The 19,547-nt window shown below is 51.8% G+C and carries 16 protein-coding genes; 9 read left to right on the top strand and 7 right to left on the bottom strand.

Going from position 1 to position 19,547, the window contains the following annotated elements; translation table 11 throughout:
- Nucleotide 1 precedes the first annotated feature (1 nt).
- From yehI to C7B16_RS05645, 7 genes are all read left to right on the top strand, one after another.
- Nucleotides 2–3,634, top strand: a complete 3,633-nt coding sequence (gene yehI / locus C7B16_RS05615; RefSeq protein WP_107179466.1) for a DUF4132 domain-containing protein YehI — start codon at nt 2–4, stop codon at nt 3,632–3,634.
- 52 nt (nt 3,635–3,686) lie between these two features.
- The gene (locus C7B16_RS05620; protein ID WP_107179467.1) at nt 3,687–3,977 is read left to right on the top strand and encodes a hypothetical protein; all 291 of its coding nucleotides are present in this window, start codon (nt 3,687–3,689) and stop codon (nt 3,975–3,977) included.
- A 602-nt stretch (nt 3,978–4,579) separates the two neighbouring features.
- Nucleotides 4,580–5,668, top strand: a complete 1,089-nt coding sequence (locus tag C7B16_RS05625; protein ID WP_000107245.1) for an ATP-binding protein — start codon at nt 4,580–4,582, stop codon at nt 5,666–5,668.
- Nucleotides 5,669–5,678: 10 nt separating this feature from the next.
- Nucleotides 5,679–7,964, top strand: coding sequence for a DUF5682 family protein (locus tag C7B16_RS05630; RefSeq protein WP_107179468.1), 2,286 nt, complete (start codon nt 5,679–5,681; stop codon nt 7,962–7,964).
- Nucleotides 7,957–9,093, top strand: coding sequence for a vWA domain-containing protein (locus C7B16_RS05635; RefSeq protein ID WP_107179469.1), 1,137 nt, complete (start codon nt 7,957–7,959; stop codon nt 9,091–9,093). The genes C7B16_RS05630 and C7B16_RS05635 overlap by 8 nt, the downstream gene beginning before the upstream one ends.
- On the top strand, nt 9,090–11,108 hold the full coding sequence (locus C7B16_RS05640) for an SWIM zinc finger family protein (protein ID WP_107179470.1): 2,019 nt from the start codon (nt 9,090–9,092) through the stop codon (nt 11,106–11,108). The genes C7B16_RS05635 and C7B16_RS05640 overlap by 4 nt, the downstream gene beginning before the upstream one ends.
- 106 nt (nt 11,109–11,214) lie before the next feature.
- Nucleotides 11,215–11,676 carry a YehR family lipoprotein gene (locus tag C7B16_RS05645; RefSeq protein ID WP_001516693.1) on the top strand — a complete coding sequence of 154 codons (462 nt, stop codon included), beginning with the start codon at nt 11,215–11,217 and terminating at the stop codon, nt 11,674–11,676.
- A gap of 41 nt (nt 11,677–11,717) precedes the next feature.
- On the opposite strand, the gene C7B16_RS05650 is transcribed toward C7B16_RS05645, so the two are convergent.
- Genes C7B16_RS05650 through btsS form a run of 3 tightly spaced genes read right to left on the bottom strand, consistent with a single transcriptional unit; the run spans nt 11,718 to nt 14,636 of the window.
- On the bottom strand, nt 11,718–12,188 hold the full coding sequence (locus C7B16_RS05650; RefSeq protein ID WP_001516694.1) for a DUF1456 family protein: 471 nt from the start codon (nt 12,186–12,188) through the stop codon (nt 11,718–11,720).
- 46 nt (nt 12,189–12,234) lie between these two features.
- A complete protein-coding gene (gene btsR / locus C7B16_RS05655; protein WP_001516696.1) occupies nt 12,235–12,954 on the bottom strand; it encodes a two-component system response regulator BtsR in 720 nt (239 codons plus the stop codon).
- Complete coding sequence (btsS, locus tag C7B16_RS05660; protein ID WP_001516697.1) at nt 12,951–14,636, bottom strand: two-component regulatory system sensor histidine kinase BtsS; 1,686 nt, start codon at nt 14,634–14,636, stop codon at nt 12,951–12,953. Before btsS ends, btsR begins: the two co-directional genes overlap by 4 nt.
- A 225-nt stretch (nt 14,637–14,861) precedes the next feature.
- On the opposite strand from btsS, the gene mlrA reads away from it, so the two are divergent.
- On the top strand, nt 14,862–15,593 hold the full coding sequence (gene mlrA / locus C7B16_RS05665) for an HTH-type transcriptional regulator MlrA (RefSeq protein WP_001240391.1): 732 nt from the start codon (nt 14,862–14,864) through the stop codon (nt 15,591–15,593).
- A gap of 59 nt (nt 15,594–15,652) precedes the next feature.
- Complete coding sequence (locus tag C7B16_RS05670; RefSeq protein WP_001216965.1) at nt 15,653–15,760, top strand: protein YohO; 108 nt, start codon at nt 15,653–15,655, stop codon at nt 15,758–15,760.
- Here C7B16_RS05670 and C7B16_RS05675 read toward each other — a convergent pair.
- Genes C7B16_RS05675 through osmF form a run of 4 tightly spaced genes read right to left on the bottom strand, consistent with a single transcriptional unit; the run spans nt 15,741 to nt 19,477 of the window.
- Complete coding sequence (locus tag C7B16_RS05675; RefSeq protein ID WP_001516698.1) at nt 15,741–16,472, bottom strand: ABC transporter permease; 732 nt, start codon at nt 16,470–16,472, stop codon at nt 15,741–15,743. The two genes, C7B16_RS05670 and C7B16_RS05675, sit on opposite strands and share 20 nt — an antisense overlap.
- A gap of 4 nt (nt 16,473–16,476) precedes the next feature.
- Entirely contained in the window at nt 16,477–17,403 is a 927-nt protein-coding gene (yehX, locus tag C7B16_RS05680; protein WP_000569388.1) for a glycine betaine ABC transporter ATP binding protein YehX, read from the bottom strand.
- Nucleotides 17,396–18,553, bottom strand: a complete 1,158-nt coding sequence (locus C7B16_RS05685; RefSeq protein WP_016248960.1) for an ABC transporter permease — start codon at nt 18,551–18,553, stop codon at nt 17,396–17,398. The genes yehX and C7B16_RS05685 overlap by 8 nt, the downstream gene beginning before the upstream one ends.
- Before the next feature lie 6 nt (nt 18,554–18,559).
- Nucleotides 18,560–19,477: a glycine betaine ABC transporter substrate-binding protein OsmF gene (gene osmF, locus C7B16_RS05690; protein ID WP_105263672.1), complete on the bottom strand. Its 918-nt coding sequence runs from the start codon at nt 19,475–19,477 to the stop codon at nt 18,560–18,562.
- Nucleotides 19,478–19,547 lie beyond the last annotated feature (70 nt).

Here is a 19,547-nt window from a genome sequence, read left to right on the forward strand (position 1 = left end):
CATGAACAAGGAATTACTGTGGCTGGCGGACAACGCGCAACTGGAACTGAAATTTAAAAAAGGCAAAACGCCACTAAGCCATCGCCGCTGGTCGGGCGAACCGGTGCCCGCTGTCACTGAAAGTCTCATTCAGACATTAGGAGATGAATTACTACAACAAGCAGGCAAGAAGCAAAATATCACCTGGCATTACGATAAATGTTCACTGGAGTGGCAGTCCGCCATCCAGCAGGCGATCAATTTGATTGGTGAGAATAAACCGTCAATCCCAGCCTTTACAATGGCGGCTCTGATCTGTATCGAGAAAAATGATAGCCAGCAGTTACTTGATGAAATCGTGCAAAAATATGGGCTGGAATATGCGACGGATGTGGTGATAGCGCGTCAGTTCATTGTACAGAGTTATCATGCTGATCCATCAACAGTGTGTTTAATGACACCGAACGAGAATACGGGCTATGGCTATCGCTCAGAGACTTATAGCAATTTCGATTTTCGTCTGCGTAAACATCTTTCACTGGCAGAGGAAAATTGCTGGCAGCGTTGTGCCGACAAACTCATTGCCGCACTGCCAGAGATCCCCATAGTTCGCCGCCCTTTTATTGCGCTGCTGCTTCCGGAAAAACCAGATATAGCGAATGAGCTTGCCAGCCTTGAAAGCCCATCAACGAGTTTTTACTCAAAGGAGTGGTTAAAGGTCGTTGCTACTGATAATACGGCGGTAAAAAAACTCGAACGATACTGGAGCCTGGACGTATTTAGCGATCGTGAAGCCAGTTATATGTCGCATGAAAACCACTTCGGTTACGCTGCCTGCGCGGCCCTTTTACGCGAACAGGGAATTGCAGCCGTTCCCCGCCTGGCGATGTATGCTCATAAAGAAGACTGTGGCAGCCTGCTGGTACAAATAAACCACCCGCTGGTCATCCGCATCTTGCTACTGGTGGCTGATAAAAATAAACCCAGCCTGCAGCGTGTTGCCAAATACAGTAAAAATTTCCCCCATGCAACGCTCACTGCACTGGCAGAACTTATCGCGCTGGAAGCACCACCTGCTCGCCCCGGTTATCCGATTATTGAAGACAAAAAACTGCCCGCACAGCAAAAAGCACGTGATCAATACTGGCGTAATCTGTTGCAAACATTGATTACATCGCAGCCACAACTGGCAGATGAAGTGAAGCCCAGGCTAAGTACAAAAGCACAAACCGTGCTGAATAGTTTTTTATCCGTGCCGCCGAAATCTGCCATTGATAGCCCTGATAGCAGTGCTCTGCCTGAAATTTTGGTTTCACCTCCGTGGCGTAGTAAGAAAAAATCGCCGCAACCACGTCTTGATTTGGTTCCGCTCGAATTAACGTCACAAGTTTACTGGCAACCGGGCGAGCAAGAGAGGCTTGCCACCACAGAGTCTGCCCGTTATTTCAGCACGGAATCACTTGCGGAACGCATGGAACGAAAAAGTAGTCGGGTTGTACTACAGGAGCTGGGTTTTGGGGATGATGTATGGCTGTTCCTGAATTATATACTGCCCGGCAAACTGGATGCGGCGCGCGAATCATTAGTGCTTCAGTGGCATTACTACCAGGGCAGAGTCGAGGAAATCTACAATGGCTGGCATTCTCCGGAAGCAAAATCAGCAGAACAGGCGCTTCGCAGCGGCGACGTTGAAACGTTAATTGACATCTGGGAAAAGGACAATCATTCGCCTTATCATCAGGAAAAGAGTGTCTGGAATCTGTATTTATTGGCACTGCTTCCGCGTGAGATGGCAGTGACTTTCTGGCTGCGTATCAATGAGAAAAAGCATCTGTTCGCGGGTGAAAACTATTTTCTCAGCATCCTCGGTTTGGATGCATTACCCGGTCTGTTGTTGGCTTTTTCACATCGTCCAAAAGAAACATTTCCGTTAATTTTAAATTTCGGCGCAACAGAACTGGCGCTGCCCGTTGCCCGCGTCTGGCACCGCTTTGCCACTCAGCGTGATCTGGCACGCCGATGGATTTTACAATGGCCAGAACATACGGCTACCGCACTTATTCCTCTCGTCTTTACTAAGCCCGGCGACAACCGCGAAGCCGCATTACTTGCCCTGCGTTTACTGTATGAACAAGGACATGGCGAATTACTGCAAACCGTGGCAAACCGCTGGCAGCGTGCTGATGTGTGGCCTGCCCTGGAGCAATTGCTTATACAGAAGCCACTGGAAATTTACCCACCACGCATTCCGAAAGCCCCTGATTTCTGGCATCCGACAATGTGGCGCAGGCCACGGCTTATCAATAATAATCAGCTTGTTACCGATGATGCTCTGGAAATTATTGGCGAAATGCTGCGCTTTACTCAGGGTGGGCGTTTTTATAGCGGGCTGGAACAATTGAAAACGTTCTGTCAACCGCAAACGCTGGCCGCTTTTGCCTGGGATCTGTTTACCGCCTGGCAACAGGCTGGAGCCCCCGCAAAAGACAACTGGGCATTTCTGGCGTTAAGTCTCTTTGGCGACGAAAGCACGGCACGGGATCTGGCGACGCAGATCCTCACCTGGCCACAGGAAGGAAAATCTGCCCGTGCTGTCAGTGGCCTGAACATACTTACCCTGATGAATAATGATATGGCGCTGATACAACTGCACCATATTTCGCAACGCGCGAAATCGCGCCCTTTACGTGAAAATGCGGTGGAGTATCTCCAGTTGGTCGCAGAAAATCGCGGGTTAAGCGAGGAAGAGTTAGCGGACAGATTAGTCCCAACACTGGGCCTTGATGACCCGCAGGCGTTGATTTTTGATTTTGGTCCACGGCTGTTTACCGTTCGCTTCGATGAAAACCTCAACCCAGTTGTCTACGATCAGCAAAACGTTCGCCAGAAAAGTGTTCCACGGTTGCGAGCCGATGACGATCAACTGAAAGCGCCCGAGGCACTGGCCCGATTAAAAGGGCTAAAAAAAGATGCCACTCAGGTGAGCAAAAACCTGCTCCCGCGTCTTGAAACTGCCCTGCGCACCACCCGACGCTGGCCGCTGGCAGATTTTCATTCTCTCTTTGTTAATCATCCATTTACTCGCCTGGTTACCCAGCGACTGATATGGGGCGTTTATCTGGCAAATGAACCGCGACATTTACTCAACGCCTTTCGTGTGGCCGCAGAGGGGGAATTCTGCAATGCACAAGATGAGCCAATTGACCTGCCTGCGGACGCTCTGATTGGCATTGCGCATCCGTTAGAAATGTCAGCAGAAATGCGTGGTGAATTTGAACAACTTTTTGCCGACTACGAAATTATGCCGCCTTTTCGCCAGTTGGCGCGGCGCACGGTACTGCTCACACCTGACGAGTCAACCAGTAACAGCCTGACTCGCTGGGAAGGTAAATCCGCTACCGTTGGGCAACTGATGGGAATGCGCTACAAAGGCTGGGAGTCAGGCTATGAGGACGCATTTGTCTATGACCTGGGCGAGAACCGGCTGGTCCTTAAGTTTTCACCCGGTTTTAACCACTACAATGTTGATAGCAAAGCGCTAATGGGCTTCCGTTCTCTTCGAGTGTATCGTGACAATCAATCTGTCACTTTTGCTGAACTCGATGTGTTTGATTTGAGTGAGGCGTTAAGTACTCCAGACGTCATTTTCCACTAACACACAGCGGGTAGTAACAGAACTGCCCGCTGTCTGACAACTGAGAAAATCCATGATCGTGCAAAGTGAACTGGTCGCTATTTACGACTATCAGATTATTGATCCTGAAGAACCCTTTTCCTTCCGACTTGAAATTCATAAATACGCTAAATTATTTACTGGAACGGTCTATCGACTGGAACGATTCCGGCTACGTCCAATATTTAACCAACGTGAACAAGAAGATGCAGACCCGCTAATAAATGATGCGTTGATTTATATAAGAGATGAGTTTATTGATGAGCGAAAATTACGAGGTAAATCACCAGAAACTATAATGGAATTTTTTAATGGTGAACTATAGAATATATTCAACCAGTAAATAGAATAATAGTTTATTAAAGGAGGAAGCGGTATTCCCCCTTAGATGCGTTTCAATTTTCCCGTTACTTCAACAAATCAATCAACCGTAACAGAACCACTAATAACTCCAGTACGGCAATAAGCACGGTTAACTTTTGTGTCAGCGTGTCCATCCGCTCTCCTTATTAAGGAGCGCAACACCAGCACCTTACCCTTACACTGCCTGTCGATACTGGTTTACGTATGTTGGTACGAAACGTTGCTCTCCGGATCAGGGCACCGCCTGCGGCACCACCCGTTCGGCAGCCAGGACTTAAAATTGGTCCGATCCGGCACAACCTCCCAACGGGCAGGATTATAAATATCATTCACTGAATTGCAATGGAGTGTGGATATGATTATAATTTATTCGTTGGTGCGAAATATTGCATAATCAGTAACTTAGCGTCAAAGCAGTAAATAAAAGAACCTGCCTCACCAGCAGGTTCTTTTATTTACTGTGCTCTGCTTTCCTGATATTTTCCACTCAATCAATTAATGCGTTAAACATTTATTGCGCGTAAAATACCGTTTATTTTATTAATACATTTCAGGGATGAATATATGTCAACGCAGAATAATCTTCTGCAGCGTCCGCCTGCTGCTGTGTTATACGCCGATGAACTGGCAAAATTAAAACAAAATGATAACGCACCTTGCCCGCCCGGTTGGCAGTTAAGTTTGCCTGCAGCGCGTGCTTTTATTCTTGGTGATGAGACGAAAAACATCAGCCGTAAAGTCGTAATAAGCCCTTCTGCTATTGAACGCATGTTAGTGACTCTCGCCACCGGGCGCGGTTTAATGCTGGTCGGGGAACCGGGTACGGCCAAATCTCTCCTTTCTGAATTGCTCGCAACGGCCATTAGCGGCGATGCCGGTTTAACCATTCAGGGCGGCGCATCAACCACCGAAGACCAAATCAAGTACGGCTGGAACTACGCTCTGCTTATCAACCACGGTCCGTCAACAGAAGCGCTTGTCCCGGCTCCGCTTTATCAAGGCATGCGCGATGGCAAAATCGTCCGTTTTGAAGAGATAACGCGTACACCGCTGGAAGTGCAGGACTGTCTGTTAGGCATGCTTTCTGATCGGGTGATGACGGTGCCGGAACTGGCCGGTGAAGAAAGCCAGCTTTATGCTCGCGAAGGCTTTAACATTATTGCCACCGCCAATACCCGCGATCGCGGCGTCAATGAAATGAGCGCCGCGCTCAAGCGTCGCTTCGATTTTGAAACCGTCTTTCCGATTATGGATTTCGCCCAGGAACTGGAACTGGTCGCCAGTGCGTCAGCGCGTTTACTGGCCCATAGTGGCATTCCGCATAGGGTGCCTGACGCAGTACTGGAGCTGCTGGTACGCACGTTCCGCGATCTGCGGGCCAACGGTGAGAAGAAAACGTCAATGGATACCCTGACGGCCATTATGTCCACCGCCGAAGCCGTTAACGTAGCGCACGCCGTGGGCGTCCGCGCCTGGTTTTTAGCAAATCGCGCGGGTGAACCTGCCGATCTGGTGGACTGTATTGCTGGCACCATCGTCAAAGACAACGAAGAAGATCGCGCTCGTCTGCGCCGTTACTTTGAACAGCGCGTTGCCACACACAAAGAAGCTCACTGGCAGGCTTATTACCAGGCTCGCCACCGCCTGCCGTGAGGAAAGATGCATGAGTGAGCCGTTAATTGTCGGCATCCGGCACCATAGTCCGGCCTGCGCCCGTCTGGTGAAATCGCTAATTGAAAGCAAGCAACCGCGATACGTGTTGATTGAAGGACCGGCCGATTTTAATGACCGGGTAGATGAACTGTTTTTAGTCCACCAGCTTCCGGTAGCCATATACAGTTATTGTCAGTATCAGGACGGTGTTGCCCCAGGGCGCGGTGCCTGGACCCCATTTGCCGAGTTTTCACCTGAGTGGCAGGCGCTACATGCTGCCCGCAGCATCCAGGCACAAACCTGGTTTATCGATTTACCTTGCTGGGCACAGAGTGAAGAAGATGAAGATGAAGATGAACCTGTTGCGGCTAATGACCATCAGGCCTTACTGCTACTCGCTACCAGTATGGATAACAGCGATACCCTGTGGGATCACCTGTTCGAAGATGAAAGCCAGCAGTCCACACTTCAATCCGCTCTGGCGCAATACTTTGTGCAACTTCGTGGTAATGATGCGGGTGATTCGGTAAATCGCCAGCGCGAAGCCTTTATGGCCCGCTGGATTACCTGGGCGATGCAGCAAAACAACGGCAATGTATTAGTCGTCTGCGGTGGCTGGCATGCCCCTGCACTGGAAAAATTGTGGCGCAAATATTCTCAGGAAGAGAGAAAACCCAGGCTACCCTCATTACCGGATGCAGTGACCGGTTGTTATCTCACGCCATACAGTGAAAAGCGCCTTGATGTGCTGGCGGGATACCTTTCAGGAATGCCTGCTCCGGTCTGGCAAAACTGGTGCTGGAAATTTGGTTTGCAACGCGCAGGTGAGCTGTTACTTAAAACGATTCTTACCCGTTTGCGCCAGCACCACTTACCCGCATCTACCGCTGATATGGCGGCCGCGCATCTACATGCGATGGCACTGGCACAATTGCGCGGTCACAGATTGCCGCTACGCAGTGACTGGCTGGATGCATTAGCCGGATCGCTTATTAAAGAGGCATTAAACGCGCCGTTGCCGTGGAGCTATCGCGGGGTCATTCATCCCGATACCGATCCAATTCTGCTAACGTTGATAGACACATTAGCGGGTGCCAGATTCGGTAAACTAGCCCCCTCCACGCCACAACCGCCGCTGCCAAAAGATGTCACGTCTGAACTGGAACGTACCGAAATCACTCTTCCGTCCAACCTGGCGTTAAATCGCTTTACCCCCTGCGGGCTGGTACAAAGTCAGGTGTTGCATCGGCTGACGATACTGGAGATCCCGGGGATAGTGCGCCAGCAGGGAAGTACACTGACGCTTGCGGGTAACGGTGAAGAACAATGGAAATTAACCCTGCCGCTTAGCCAACATGCGGCATTGATTGAGGCCGCCTGCTTTGGTGCCACACTCCTGGAAGCCGCACGCAATAAATTAGAAGCCGATATGCTGGACGCAGGAGGAATCGGCAACATCACCACATGTCTTAGCCAGGCGGCGTTAGCTGGTCTGGAGTCCTTCAGTCAGCAATTACTGGAGCAACTCACATTATTAATCGCCCAGGAAAATCAGTTTGCCGAAATGGGCCAGGCGCTGGAAGTGCTTTATGCCTTGTGGCGTCTGGATGAGACTGGCGGTATGCAAGGGGCGCTAATACTGCAAACCACACTGTGTGCGGCGATAGATCGAACGTTGTGGTTATGTGAATCCAACGGCAGGCCGGACGAAAAAGAATTTCACGCCCATTTGCATAGCTGGCAGGCGCTGTGCCATATCCTGCGCGATCTCCATTGTGGCATTCAACTGCCAGGTGTTTCGCTTTCCGCCGCCCTGGCCTTACTGGAGCGCCGCAGTCAGGCGATTCATGCCCCGGCGCTGGATCGCGGCGCGGCTCTCGGTGCGCTGATGCGTCTGGAACATCCCAACGCCAGTGCCGAAAGCGCACTGGATATGCTGGCGCAATTATCCCCGACTGAGTCAGGCGAAGCCCTACATGGTTTGCTGGCGCTGGCTCGCCATCAACTGGCTTCTCAGCCTGCATTTATCGCCGGTTTCAGCACTCATTTGAATCAACTTAGCGACGCCGATTTTATTAACGCTCTGCCCGATTTACGTGCAGCGATGGCCTGGCTACCGCCTCGAGAACGCGGGGCGCTGGCGCATCAGGTACTTGAGCATTACCAACTGGCGCAGCTCCCCGTCCCGGCACTGCAAATGCCGTTACATTGTCCACCGCAAACCATTGCTCATCATCAACAACTGGAACAGCAGGCACTGGCGTCACTGCAACACTGGGGAGTTTTCCATGTCTGAACTGAACGACCTTCTGACTACCCGTGAGCTACAGCGCTGGCGATTGATTCTTGGTGAAGCGGCTGAAACTACCCTTTGCGGTCTTGATGGCAACGCCCGACGGATAGACCACGCCCTGGAGTGGCTATACGGGCGCGATCCTGAGCGCATTCAACGCGGTGAACGGCACGGAGGGCTGGGCAGTTCAACTCTCACAACGCCCGAGTGGATCAATGATATTCACACGCTCTTCCCACAGCAGGTAATTGAGCGACTGGAAAGCGACGCCGTGCTGCGCTACGGCATAGAAGATGTGGTGACAAATATTGAAGTGCTGGAACGTATGCAACCTTCCGAAAGCCTGCTACGCGCCGTATTGCACACTAAACATCTGATGAATCCCGAGGTGCTGGCAGCCGCTCGCAAGATAGTGCACCAGGTTGTTGAAGAAATTATGGCGCGGCTGGCCAAAGAAGTTCGTCAGGCTTTTTCTGGTGTGCGTGACCGCCGTCGCCGCTCGCATATTCCCCGGGCGCGCAATTTCGATTTCAAAAGTACCCTGCGGGCCAACCTGCAGCACTGGGACCCCAAACGCGGCAAGTTGTATATCGAATCACCCCGCTTTAACAGTCGCATTAAGCGCCATAGTGAACAATGGCAACTGGTTTTACTGGTCGATCAAAGCGGCTCGATGGTTGATTCAGTGATCCACTCAGCAGTGATGGCGGCCTGTTTATGGCAATTACCCGGCATTCGCACCCATCTGGTGGCATTTGATACCAGCGTCGTAGATCTCACTGCCGACGTTGCCGACCCGGTAGAGTTATTAATGAAAGTGCAACTGGGCGGTGGAACGCATATCGCCAGTGCAGTGGAGTACGCCCGTCAACTTATTGAACAACCAGGTAAAAGCGTGATTGTTCTGGTAAGCGATTTTTATGAAGGCGGAACATCGTCATCACTCATCCACCAGGTGAAGCAGTGTGTTCAAAGCGGCATCAAGGTGCTGGGGCTGGCGGCGCTCGACAGCACAGCAACCCCCTGTTATGACCGGGATATGGCCCAGGCATTGGTCAATGTCGGTGCACAAATAGCTGCCATGACGCCGGGTGAACTGGCTTCCTGGCTGGCGGAGAATCTTCAGTCATGAATTCACTACGCCCGGAATTATTAGAACTGACGCCACAGGCACTGACAGCGTTAAGTAATGCCGGTTTTGTTAAGCGCAGCCTTAAAGAACTGGAAAATGGCAATATCCCAGAAATTAGCCATGAGAGCGGCACACTGATCGCCACTTTCAGTGACGGTACACGCTGCCAACTGGCAAACGGTCAGGCTCTGAAAGAGGCCCAGTGTAGCTGCGGGGCCAGCGGCATGTGCCGCCATCGCGTGATGTTGGTGTTAAGTTATCAGCGACTTTGTGCTACCCCTCAGCCCACGGAAAAAGCAGAGGAATGGCCCCCGGCAATCTGGCTGGAAGAACTGACTACCCTGCCCACTGCCACGCACAAACGCGCACAATCCCTGGTCGCCAAAGGTATAACTATTGAACTGTTCTGCGCGCCAGGCGAAATTCCCTCTGCCCGCTTACCGATGAGCGATGTGCGTTTTTATTCCCGCAGCAGTATTCGTTTCGCCCGTTGTGATTGCATTGAAGGAACGCTGTGCGAACACGTGGTACTGGCAGTGCAGGCATTCGTCCAGGCCAAAGCACAGCAGGCAGAATTTTCTCATTTGCTCTGGCAGATGCGCAGCGAACAAATCGCATCAAATGACGATCCATTTGCCAGCGATGAGGGCAAAGCCTGTCGTAAATATGTCCAGCAATTAAGTTACGCGTTATGGCTGGGGGGGATCAGCCAGCCGTTAATTCATTACGAGGCAGCATTCAGCCGCGCCCGGCAAGCGGCAGAAGCCTGCAACTGGCGATGGGTAAGTGAATCGCTACGGCAACTGCGTGCCAGCGTTGATGCGTTCCACGCCCGCGCCAGCCACTATCACGCAGGAGAATGTTTGCGCCAGCTTGCAGCATTAAACAGTCGGTTAGCCAGTGCACAAGAGATGGTACGACGTGACTGTGTCGGTGAAGTACCGCCCATGCCGTGGCGCACGGTCGTTGGCGCAGGGATTGCCGGAGAAGCAAAACTGGATCATCTGCGGCTGGTGTCATTAGGTATGCGTAGCTGGCAAGACTTCCAACAGTATGGTTTACGGATCTGGTTCACCGACCCCGACACCGGTAGTATTTTACACCTTTCACGCAGTTGGCCGAGAAGTGAACAGGAAAACGCGCCTGCGGCAACGCGTCGGCTATTTACCTTTCAGGCAGGGGCGCTGGCGGGAGGGCAAATCGTCTCACAAGCAGCGAAACGCAGTGCCGAAGGTGAGCTGTTGTTAGGTACGCGCAACCGCTTAAGCAGCGTCGTTCCACTGTCTCCGGATGCGTGGCAAATGCTGAGTGCGCCGCTGCGCCAGCCGGGAATCGTAGCGTTACGGGAATACTTACGCCTGCGCCCGCCAGTCTCCGTTCGCCCGCTTAATCAGGTGGATAATTTATTTATTCTGCCTGTGGCTGAGTGTATTTCACTTGGCTGGGACAGCAGCCGCCAGACACTGGATGCGCAGGTAATCAGTGGCGAAGGCGAAGATAATGTGCTGACGTTATCACTGCCAGCCTCTGCCAGCTCACCCTTTGCCGTTGAACGCATGGCGTCCCTGTTACGCCAGCAAGATGATCCCGTGTGTCTGGTTTCTGGATTCGTCAGTTTTACCGAAGGACAGTTAACGCTGGAGCCACGGGTGATGATGACGCAATCTCGCGCCTGGGCGCTGGATGCAGAAACTGCGTCTGTGGCACCGCTACCTTCCGCCAGCGTTCTTCCTGTGCCGTCCACCGCTCCTCAGTTGTTGATGCGCTGCCAGTCATTATTAATTCAGGTGCTACATAACGGCTGGCGCTATCAGGGGCAAAGTGTCATCAGTCAGGTCGGCTTGCTGGTAAATGAGTTGACCGGGGCGGGCTTTTACCGGCTGGCACATTTGTTGAATCAATTGCGTACTACAGAGGGAGAGGCTCTGGGTGAAACATTAAACAACTGCGTTTTACTCTGCGAACAGTTGTTACTGATGCTTGAGCAACAAGGGGGGAAAAATGCTTTTTATTAAGAGTTCTACTCCATTTCCGGACTGCTCAAGACGAGGTATAAAGAATATTCTATAGCGCCCTGGTGAGAGTCACCAGTTTTCTGATCTTGATAAAATGGAGTTTTACATGAAGGCTTTCAACAAGCTGTTTTCCCTCGTTGTTGCATCTGTTCTGGTTTTCTCTCTCGCTGGCTGTGGTGACAAAGAAGAATCAAAGAAATTTAGTGCCAATCTGAACGGTACTGAAATTGCCATTACCTATGTCTACAAAGGCGACAAGGTACTTAAGCAATCTTCAGAAACTAAAATTCAGTTCGCATCCATCGGTGCGGCTAACAAAGAAGATGCAGCTAAAACGCTTGAGCCGTTAAGCGCAAAATATAAAAACATTGCTGGCGTTGAAGAAAAATTAACTTTTACAGACACTTACGCACAGGAAAACGTAACTATCGATATGGAGAAAGTTGATTTTAAAGCCCTGCAGGGTATTTCTGGCATCAACATTTCTGCTGAAGATGCCAAAAAAGGCATCACTATGGCGCAAATGGAACTGGTGATGAAAGCCGCAGGCTTTAAAGAAGTGAAATAATCTGTCGGCGGCCATGTTCTTACATGGCCGCCATATCCGTCTTAGCTTTTCTTCACATGCTGGCGCGCTGCCAGCCCTCGCAGAAAATAACGCAAGAATTGATCACCGCATTCGCGGAAGTTTTTATGATCCGGTGCGCGCATCATTGCAGTAATTTCCGGCATGGAAACACGGAACTGCTGTTCGGTGAGGATCGCCAGAATGTCATCGGTTTTCAGCGAAAACGCGATGCGCAATTTTTTCAGCACAATGTTGTTATTAATACGACGTTCCGGCTCCAGTGCCGGTGCAGACTCATCCCTGCCGCGTTTTTCATAAATCAGGCCATTCAGGAATGAAGACAAAATAATGTCCGGGCAACGTTGAAATCCCTCTTCGTCTTCTTTACGCAGCCAGATAGCGATCTGATCGGCGGTAGCTTCAACATTGCTCAGCGCGAGAATACGCACCAGGTCGTTATTATTGGCTTTTAAAATGTAGCGCACGCTGCGCAGAATATCGTTACTTAGCATGAGGCCTTCAGGTGTTGATGAGGCAAAAAGCCATTTTAGCAGTCTTTTACAGGCCAATCGCCTCTTTTAAACTTTTCAGATAACGACGGCTGACCGGAACGGTTAAGCCATTACGCAAAATCAACTCCGCCTGGCCGTTATCCTCCAGACGAATCTCTTGCAAATGCGCGAGGTTAACCAGATACTGCCGATGACAACGCAGTAGCGGCGTACGACTCTCCAGGGTGCGTAAAGTCAGTTCAGTGAAGCCCTCTTTACCTTCGTGACTGGTGACGTAAACACCGCTCATCCGACTGCTGACAAATGCCACATCTTTCATTTGCAGCAAATAAATACGGCTGTGACCGGTACAAGGGATAAATTTCAGTCCTTGCTGATTCTCCGACAACAAGGAAACATCCTGCTTGCTGCGTTCCTGACGCAGGCGGGTCAGGGATTTCTCCAGCCGCGCTTCATCAATCGGCTTCAGTAGATAATCAAAAGCATGTTCTTCAAAGGCTTTAATGGCGTATTCATCAAACGCAGTCAGAAAAACGATATATGGACGATGTTCCGGGTCGAGCATCCCCACCATTTCCAGACCACTGATGCGCGGCATCTGGATATCGAGAAACAGCACATCCGGGCGCAGTTTATGCACCGCGCCAATCCCTTCCACGGCGTTTGAACACTCACCGACGATTTCAATATCGCTCTGCTCTTGCAAAAATACGCGCAGGTTTTCCCGTGCTAACGGTTCATCATCGACAATTAAGACTCTAATCATGCCTCATCCCTCCATGGCAGTCGTAACGTTATTCGGGTGTAACTATCAGGCTCACAGGCGACGCTGATCCCATAGTCATCGCCAAACCGTTCACGTAAACGCTTATCCACCAGATTCATCCCCAGCCCGCTGGCATTGGTTACCGGTTGATACAAACCGGCATTATCTTCGATCTCCAGCATTAAATGTTGCCCTTCACGGCGCGCGCTAATTGCCACTCTCCCGGTATCCAGTAGTTGCGATGTCCCATGTTTAATGGCGTTTTCGACTATCGGTTGTAGGGTAAACGCGGGCAACTGCTGCTGGGATAATTCCTCCGGAATAGAAATATTGACCTGCAAGCGCGACTGAAAACGCGCCTTTTCAATTTGCAGATAAGCGTTCACATGTTCAATCTCGTCAGCGAGAGTAACAAACTCCGAAGGCCGCTTTAAGTTTTTGCGGAAAAAAGTAGAAAGATACTGCACCAGTTGACTGGCCTGCTCACTGTCGCGGCGGATCACCGCTTTAATGGTATTAAGCGCATTGAACAGGAAATGGGGATTCACCTGGGCGTGTAACAGCTTGATTTCCGACTGCGTAAGCATCGCTTTTTGCCGCTCATACTGCCCGGCGAGGATCTGCGCCGAAAGGAGTTGTGCGATCCCCTCACCCAGCGTGCGGTTGATCGAACTGAACAGGCGGTTTTTCGCTTCATACAATTTGATGGTTCCCACCACCCGCTGATTTTCGCCACGCAATGGAATAACCAGCGTTGAACCTAACTTGCACTGCGGGTGCAGAGAACAACGGTAAGGCACTTCGTTGCCGTCGGCGTACACCACTTCGCCGGTTTCTATCGCTTTTAAGGTGTACGTAGAAGAGATTGGCTTACCGGGCAGATGGTGATCATCGCCAATTCCGGTAAACGCCAGCAGTTTCTCACGATCGGTAATCGCCACCGCCCCAATATCCAGCTCTTTATAGAGCACTTGCGCCACTTTCATGCTGTTCACTTCATTAAAGCCCTGGCGCAAAATCCCTTCTGTCGAGGCTGCCACTTTCAGCGCCGTGGCAGAAAAAGCCGAAGTGTATTTTTCAAACATCGCGCGCTTATCAAGCAAAATGCGCATAAACAGCGCCGCGCCCACGGTGTTGGTTACCATCATCGGCGCAGCGATATTACTCACCAGACGCACGGCGTCTTCATAAGGTCGGGCAATCGCCAGAATAATCAGCATCTGCACCATTTCCGCGACGAATGTAACAGCACCTGCGGTAATCGGATTAAAGACTTTATCGGTGCGCCCGCGACGGATCAGGATGCTGTGTACCAGCCCCCCGAGCAAACCTTCGACGATGGTCGAGATCATGCAACTCAGCGCGGTCATGCCTCCCATCGAGTAACGATGTAACCCGCCGGTCAGACCAACCAGCCCGCCCACCACCGGGCCGCCCAGTAAGCCGCCCATCACCGCGCCAATCGCCCGGGTGTTGGCAATAGAATCGTCAATGTGCAGCCCGAACCAGGTGCCCATGATGCAGAAGATGGAAAAGACGATATAGCAGAGAAATTTATGCGGCAGACGAACCGTGACCTGCATTAATGGTATGAATAATGGCGTTTTACTCATTAACCACGCGATAACCAGAAAAACGCACATCTGCTGAAGCAGCAGCAACACCAGATTAAAATCGTACATACCCGCAAACCACAGATCCCTTAAACATGCGTAACATACATTGCCTGCGTTTAACTTTCTTTGAACTCTTGCAGAAAAATGAGAATTCGTGATTACGATCACTCAAAACAATCTGGCAAAAACAAAATCACCCTGAAGATGAACAAAAAACGGGCAAAACTACCTGGTTCGCAAAACTACGTCTAAAGTTAAACCGGGACCTCGCGAGCAAGGGTGGTAGGATGGATGGCGCTTTACACAATTGGTGAAGTGGCGTTGCTTTGTGATATCAATCCTGTCACGTTACGCGCGTGGCAGAGACGTTACGGATTGCTGAAACCACAGCGGACCGACGGCGGTCATCGCCTGTTCAACGATGCGGATATCGACCGGATCCGGGAGATCAAACGCTGGATCGACAACGGCGTGCAGGTGAGCAAAGTCAAAATGCTACTCAGTAATGAAAATGTTGATGTGCAGAACGGCTGGCGCGATCAGCAAGAAACTCTGCTTAATTACCTGCAAAGCGGCAATCTGCAAAGTCTGCGAATGTGGATCAAAGAGCGCGGTCAGGATTATCCCGCTCAGACCCTCACCACACATCTGTTTATTCCCCTGCGCCGACGGCTTCAGTGTCAGCAGCCAACCCTCCAGACGTTGCTGGCGATCCTTGATGGCGTGTTGATCAACTACATCGCCATTTGTCTGGCCTCGGCACGTAAAAAACAGGGCAAAGATGCGCTGGTCGTCGGCTGGAATATTCAGGACACCACCCGCCTGTGGCTGGAAGGCTGGATCGCCAGCCAACAGGGATGGCGTATTGATGTTCTCGCTCACTCGCTCAATCAGCTACGCCCGGAACTGTTCGAAGGCCGAACATTATTGGTATGGTGCGGTGACAACCAGTCTCCCGCCCAGCAGCAGCAACTTACCCACTGGCAAGAGCAAGGACATGATATTTTTCCGCTTGGCATTTAATGATTCGTTAACAAATGCGCTTTACTGTACAATCCTTTCGTTAACATAAGGAGTGCATTATGCGCATAGCTAAAATTGGGGTTATCACCCTGTTCCTGTTGATGGCGTTAGGCGGTATCGGTGGCGTCATGCTCGCAGGTTATACCTTTATTTTGCGTGCTGGCTAAGTCGCTGCACCAGCCGTTCAAACAGGCGGTCTACGATGATCGCCGCCAGTGCCACCAGCAACGCCCCCTGAATGACATAAGCGGTATTAAATCCGCTAAGTCCGATGATGATCGGCGTTCCCAGCGTGCTGGCCCCGACCGTTGAGGCGATGGTCGCCGTGCCAATGTTGATAATCACCGAAGTCCGCACGCCAGCCAGAATCACTGGTGCGGCCAACGGTAACTCCACTTTACGCAATCGCTGACTCCGGCTCATTCCCATACCTTTGGCAACGTCTGTCACGCTATCATCAATCGCTCCCAGTCCGGCAAGTGTCGCCTGTAAGATGGGCAATACACCATAAAGGATCAGCGCAATAATCGCTGGCTGCAGACCAAACCCCATCACCGGAACGGCAATCGCCAGTACCGCTACGGGTGGAAAAGTCTGCCCAACGGCGGCTATGTTTTCCACCATCGGGCGAAACTCCGCGCCCCACGCGCGAGTGACCGCAATTCCTGCACCGACGCCAATAGCCACGGCAAACAAACTTGAGATCCCCACCAGCCAGAAATGGGCCAGCGCCAGGGAAGCAAAACTTTCTTGCTGATAAACAGGCCGCGGCAGTTGTGGGAATAAGGCACCGAACAGCGGCTGGCTGTATGGCAGCCAGAAAATCAGCGCCACAAACAGGGCAATCAACCAGAAAAGCGGATCGCGCACTATTTTCATGCGATTACGCCTCCATCAGCAGATCCTGAAAATGCAGTGTGCCGCAAGGTTGGCCTTGAGCGTTAACCACCGGCAGCACTTCACAGCCACGGGCGACAAACAATGAGAGTGCATCACGTAGCGTCATCTCTTCTGCCAGCGCCTCACCTTCAGCACGTTCGTTGCGGCGCACATAATCGGTCACACTGCGTAACGATAACAGGCGCACGCCCAGCTCGCTGTGACCAAAAAACTGGCGCACAAAATCATTCGCCGGACGGGTAAGCATCGCCAGCGGATTGCCCTGCTGCACCACTTCACCATGATCCATCAGCACCAGATGCTCCGCCAGGCGCAGCGCCTCATCGATATCGTGAGTCACCAGCACAATGGTGCGCCCCAGCAAACGGTGAATGCGCGTCATCTCTTGTTGCAACGCGCCGCGCGTTACCGGATCCAGTGCGCCAAACGGTTCGTCCATCAGCAAGACTTGTGGATCGGCAGCCAGTGCACGGGCAACCCCCACGCGCTGCTGCTGACCGCCGGAAAGCTGATGCGGATAACGCTCGCGTAAATTTGCCTCCAGCCCCAGTAGCGCCATTAATTCGTCGATACGATCGTCAATTCGCGCCCGCGACCATTTTTGTAATTGCGGTACGGTGGCGATATTTTGCGCCACGCTCCAGTGGGGAAATAAACCTATCGACTGAATGGCGTAGCCCATTCGGCGGCGCAGCTCCAGCACTGGCAGCGAACGAATCTCTTCTCCGGCAAAACGGATCACGCCACTGTCGTGCTCCACCAGGCGGTTGATCATCTTCAGAGTGGTTGATTTACCGGAGCCTGACGTGCCAATCAGCACCGAAAAGCTCCCCTCCTGAAAATTGAGATTGAGATCGTTAACGGCCTTTTGCGTGCCGAACTGTTTGCTGACATGGCTAAATTCAATCATGACTTTTCACCTTCAGCAGTGCGATAACCAAATCGAACAGCGCGTCGATCAGCACCGCCAGTACAATCACCGGGATCACCCCCAGCAACACTAAATCAATGGCACTGCTTAACAGTCCCTGAAAAACCAGCGCACCAAAACCGCCCGCGCCAATTAACGCCGCAATCACCGCCATACCGACGGTCTGCACCATTACCACCCGCAGACTGCGCAGAAATACCGGCAGCGCCAGAGGTAACTGGACATGAAGGAATCGCTGCCCCCCGCTCATGCCCATTGCTCTGGCGCTTTCCAGCACATCGCGCGGGATCTGGTTCAAGCCCACTACCACGCCGCGCACCAGCGGCAACAAGGCATAGAGCACCAGGGCAATCAATGCTGGCGTCATGCCTGTTCCTGCTATGCCGAGCGTCCCCAGCCACGGAAAGGTAGCGGCCAGTCCGGCAAGCGGTGCGATCAACAAACCAAACAGCGCCACCGAAGGCACGGTCTGAATGACATTGAGTAAAGAAAAAATCGCCCCCTGCCGCGCGGTGGAAAAGTAGCACCAGACGCCCAATGGTACGCCGATAACCAGCGCAGGCAGTACCGAACCAAACAGCAGTGCCAGATGTTGAGCCAGTGCATCATCGAATACATCCTGACGGTTGGCATACTCTTTCATTAACGAAAGATCGTTAAGCGTGCCAGAGAACAGTAACCACAACGGAATAATGGCGATCTGAATATGCAGCAACCAGCGCCATAGCGGATGCGTGGAAATTCGCCGGATAGCATCGCTACAGGCCAGCAGCGCCAACGCCGCAGCCAGCCAGAAGCCACTGCCGAGGCTGGTACGCGCCAGGGCGCTACCACTTTGCGCCAGTTGCGTCGCGGCTTTTCCTGCCCCCCATACCAGCAAAATAAACACCAGTTGCGCGAGGAGAAAAGCAAAAATGCTGCCTTTTCTTCCGGGAACGAAACAAGCAGTCAGCCATGCGCAACCAACGCCCACCAGCATCCAGATGGTTTGCGGCCACAACTGCCAGAGTTGTCGACCTTCACCAGAAACTAATCGGTTAGGTGCGTAACTGATAAACGGCAACGCCGCTGCTATTGCCATCAGTAACAGCAGCAACGCCAGAACAGAGTTAATACGAAGATGCGCCACGGGAAATTACTTCGTCCACCCTTTTTGTTTCAGGTAGTCGGCAGCCACTTTTTTCGCGTCCAGCCCTTCTACAGCAATACTGGCATTCAATTGCTGCAACGTCTTTTCATCGAGGCTGGCGAAGACAGGCTGTAGCCACTGCGCCATTTGCGGATACTCTTTCAACACCGACGCACGCACCACTGGCGCAGGCGCGTAAATTGGCTGGACACCTTTCGGATCGCTTAATGTTTGTAGCCCCAGCGCTGCTACCGGGCCGTCAGTACCGTAGGCCATCGCCGCATTAACGCCGGACGTTTGCTGGGCTGCGGCTTTAATCGTCACTGCCGTGTCGCCACCTGCCAGTGACAGCAACTGATCCTGATCGAGTTTAAATTCATAGGCTTTTTCAAAAGCGGGCAGCGCATCGGCGCGTTCAATAAACTCTGCCGAGGCCGCCAGTTTAAAGGTGCCACCGTCTTTCAGATAACGACTGAGATCGGCAAGCGAAGTGAGTTTGTTTTTTTCTGCCATATCCTGACGCACGGCGATGGTCCAGGTGTTATTCGCAGGTGCGGGCGTCAGCCAGATTAACTGGTTTTGCTCTGCATCGAGTTTTTTGACCTTCTCGTAGCCTTGTTGCGCGTTTTTCCATGCCGCATCGTTTTCATCTTTAAAGAAGAAAGCACCATTGCCGGTGTATTCCGGGTAAATATCCAGTTCGCCCGAAGTAATCGCCCCGCGCACCACTGGCGTGGTGCCAAGCTGGACTTTATTTACCGTGGGAACGCCGTGGTTTTCCAGCACCTGCAAAATGATGTTGCCGAGCAGTGCGCCTTCGGTATCGATTTTCGAACCGACTTTAACGGGGGAAGCCGCCTGTAGCGGCAGGCTCACGGCGGCTATCAAAACCAGTGAACCGGCCTGGAGCTTTGAGAGTGGCATGATGCTTTCCTCATTCTTTTACTGTTGTTTTCAGAGAATTAAGAAAAAAGCATAGTTGATAATGACGGGA

The organism is Escherichia sp. 20412-1, from assembly GCF_003027595.1.
GTDB classification, from domain to species: Bacteria; Pseudomonadota; Gammaproteobacteria; order Enterobacterales; family Enterobacteriaceae; genus Escherichia; species Escherichia marmotae.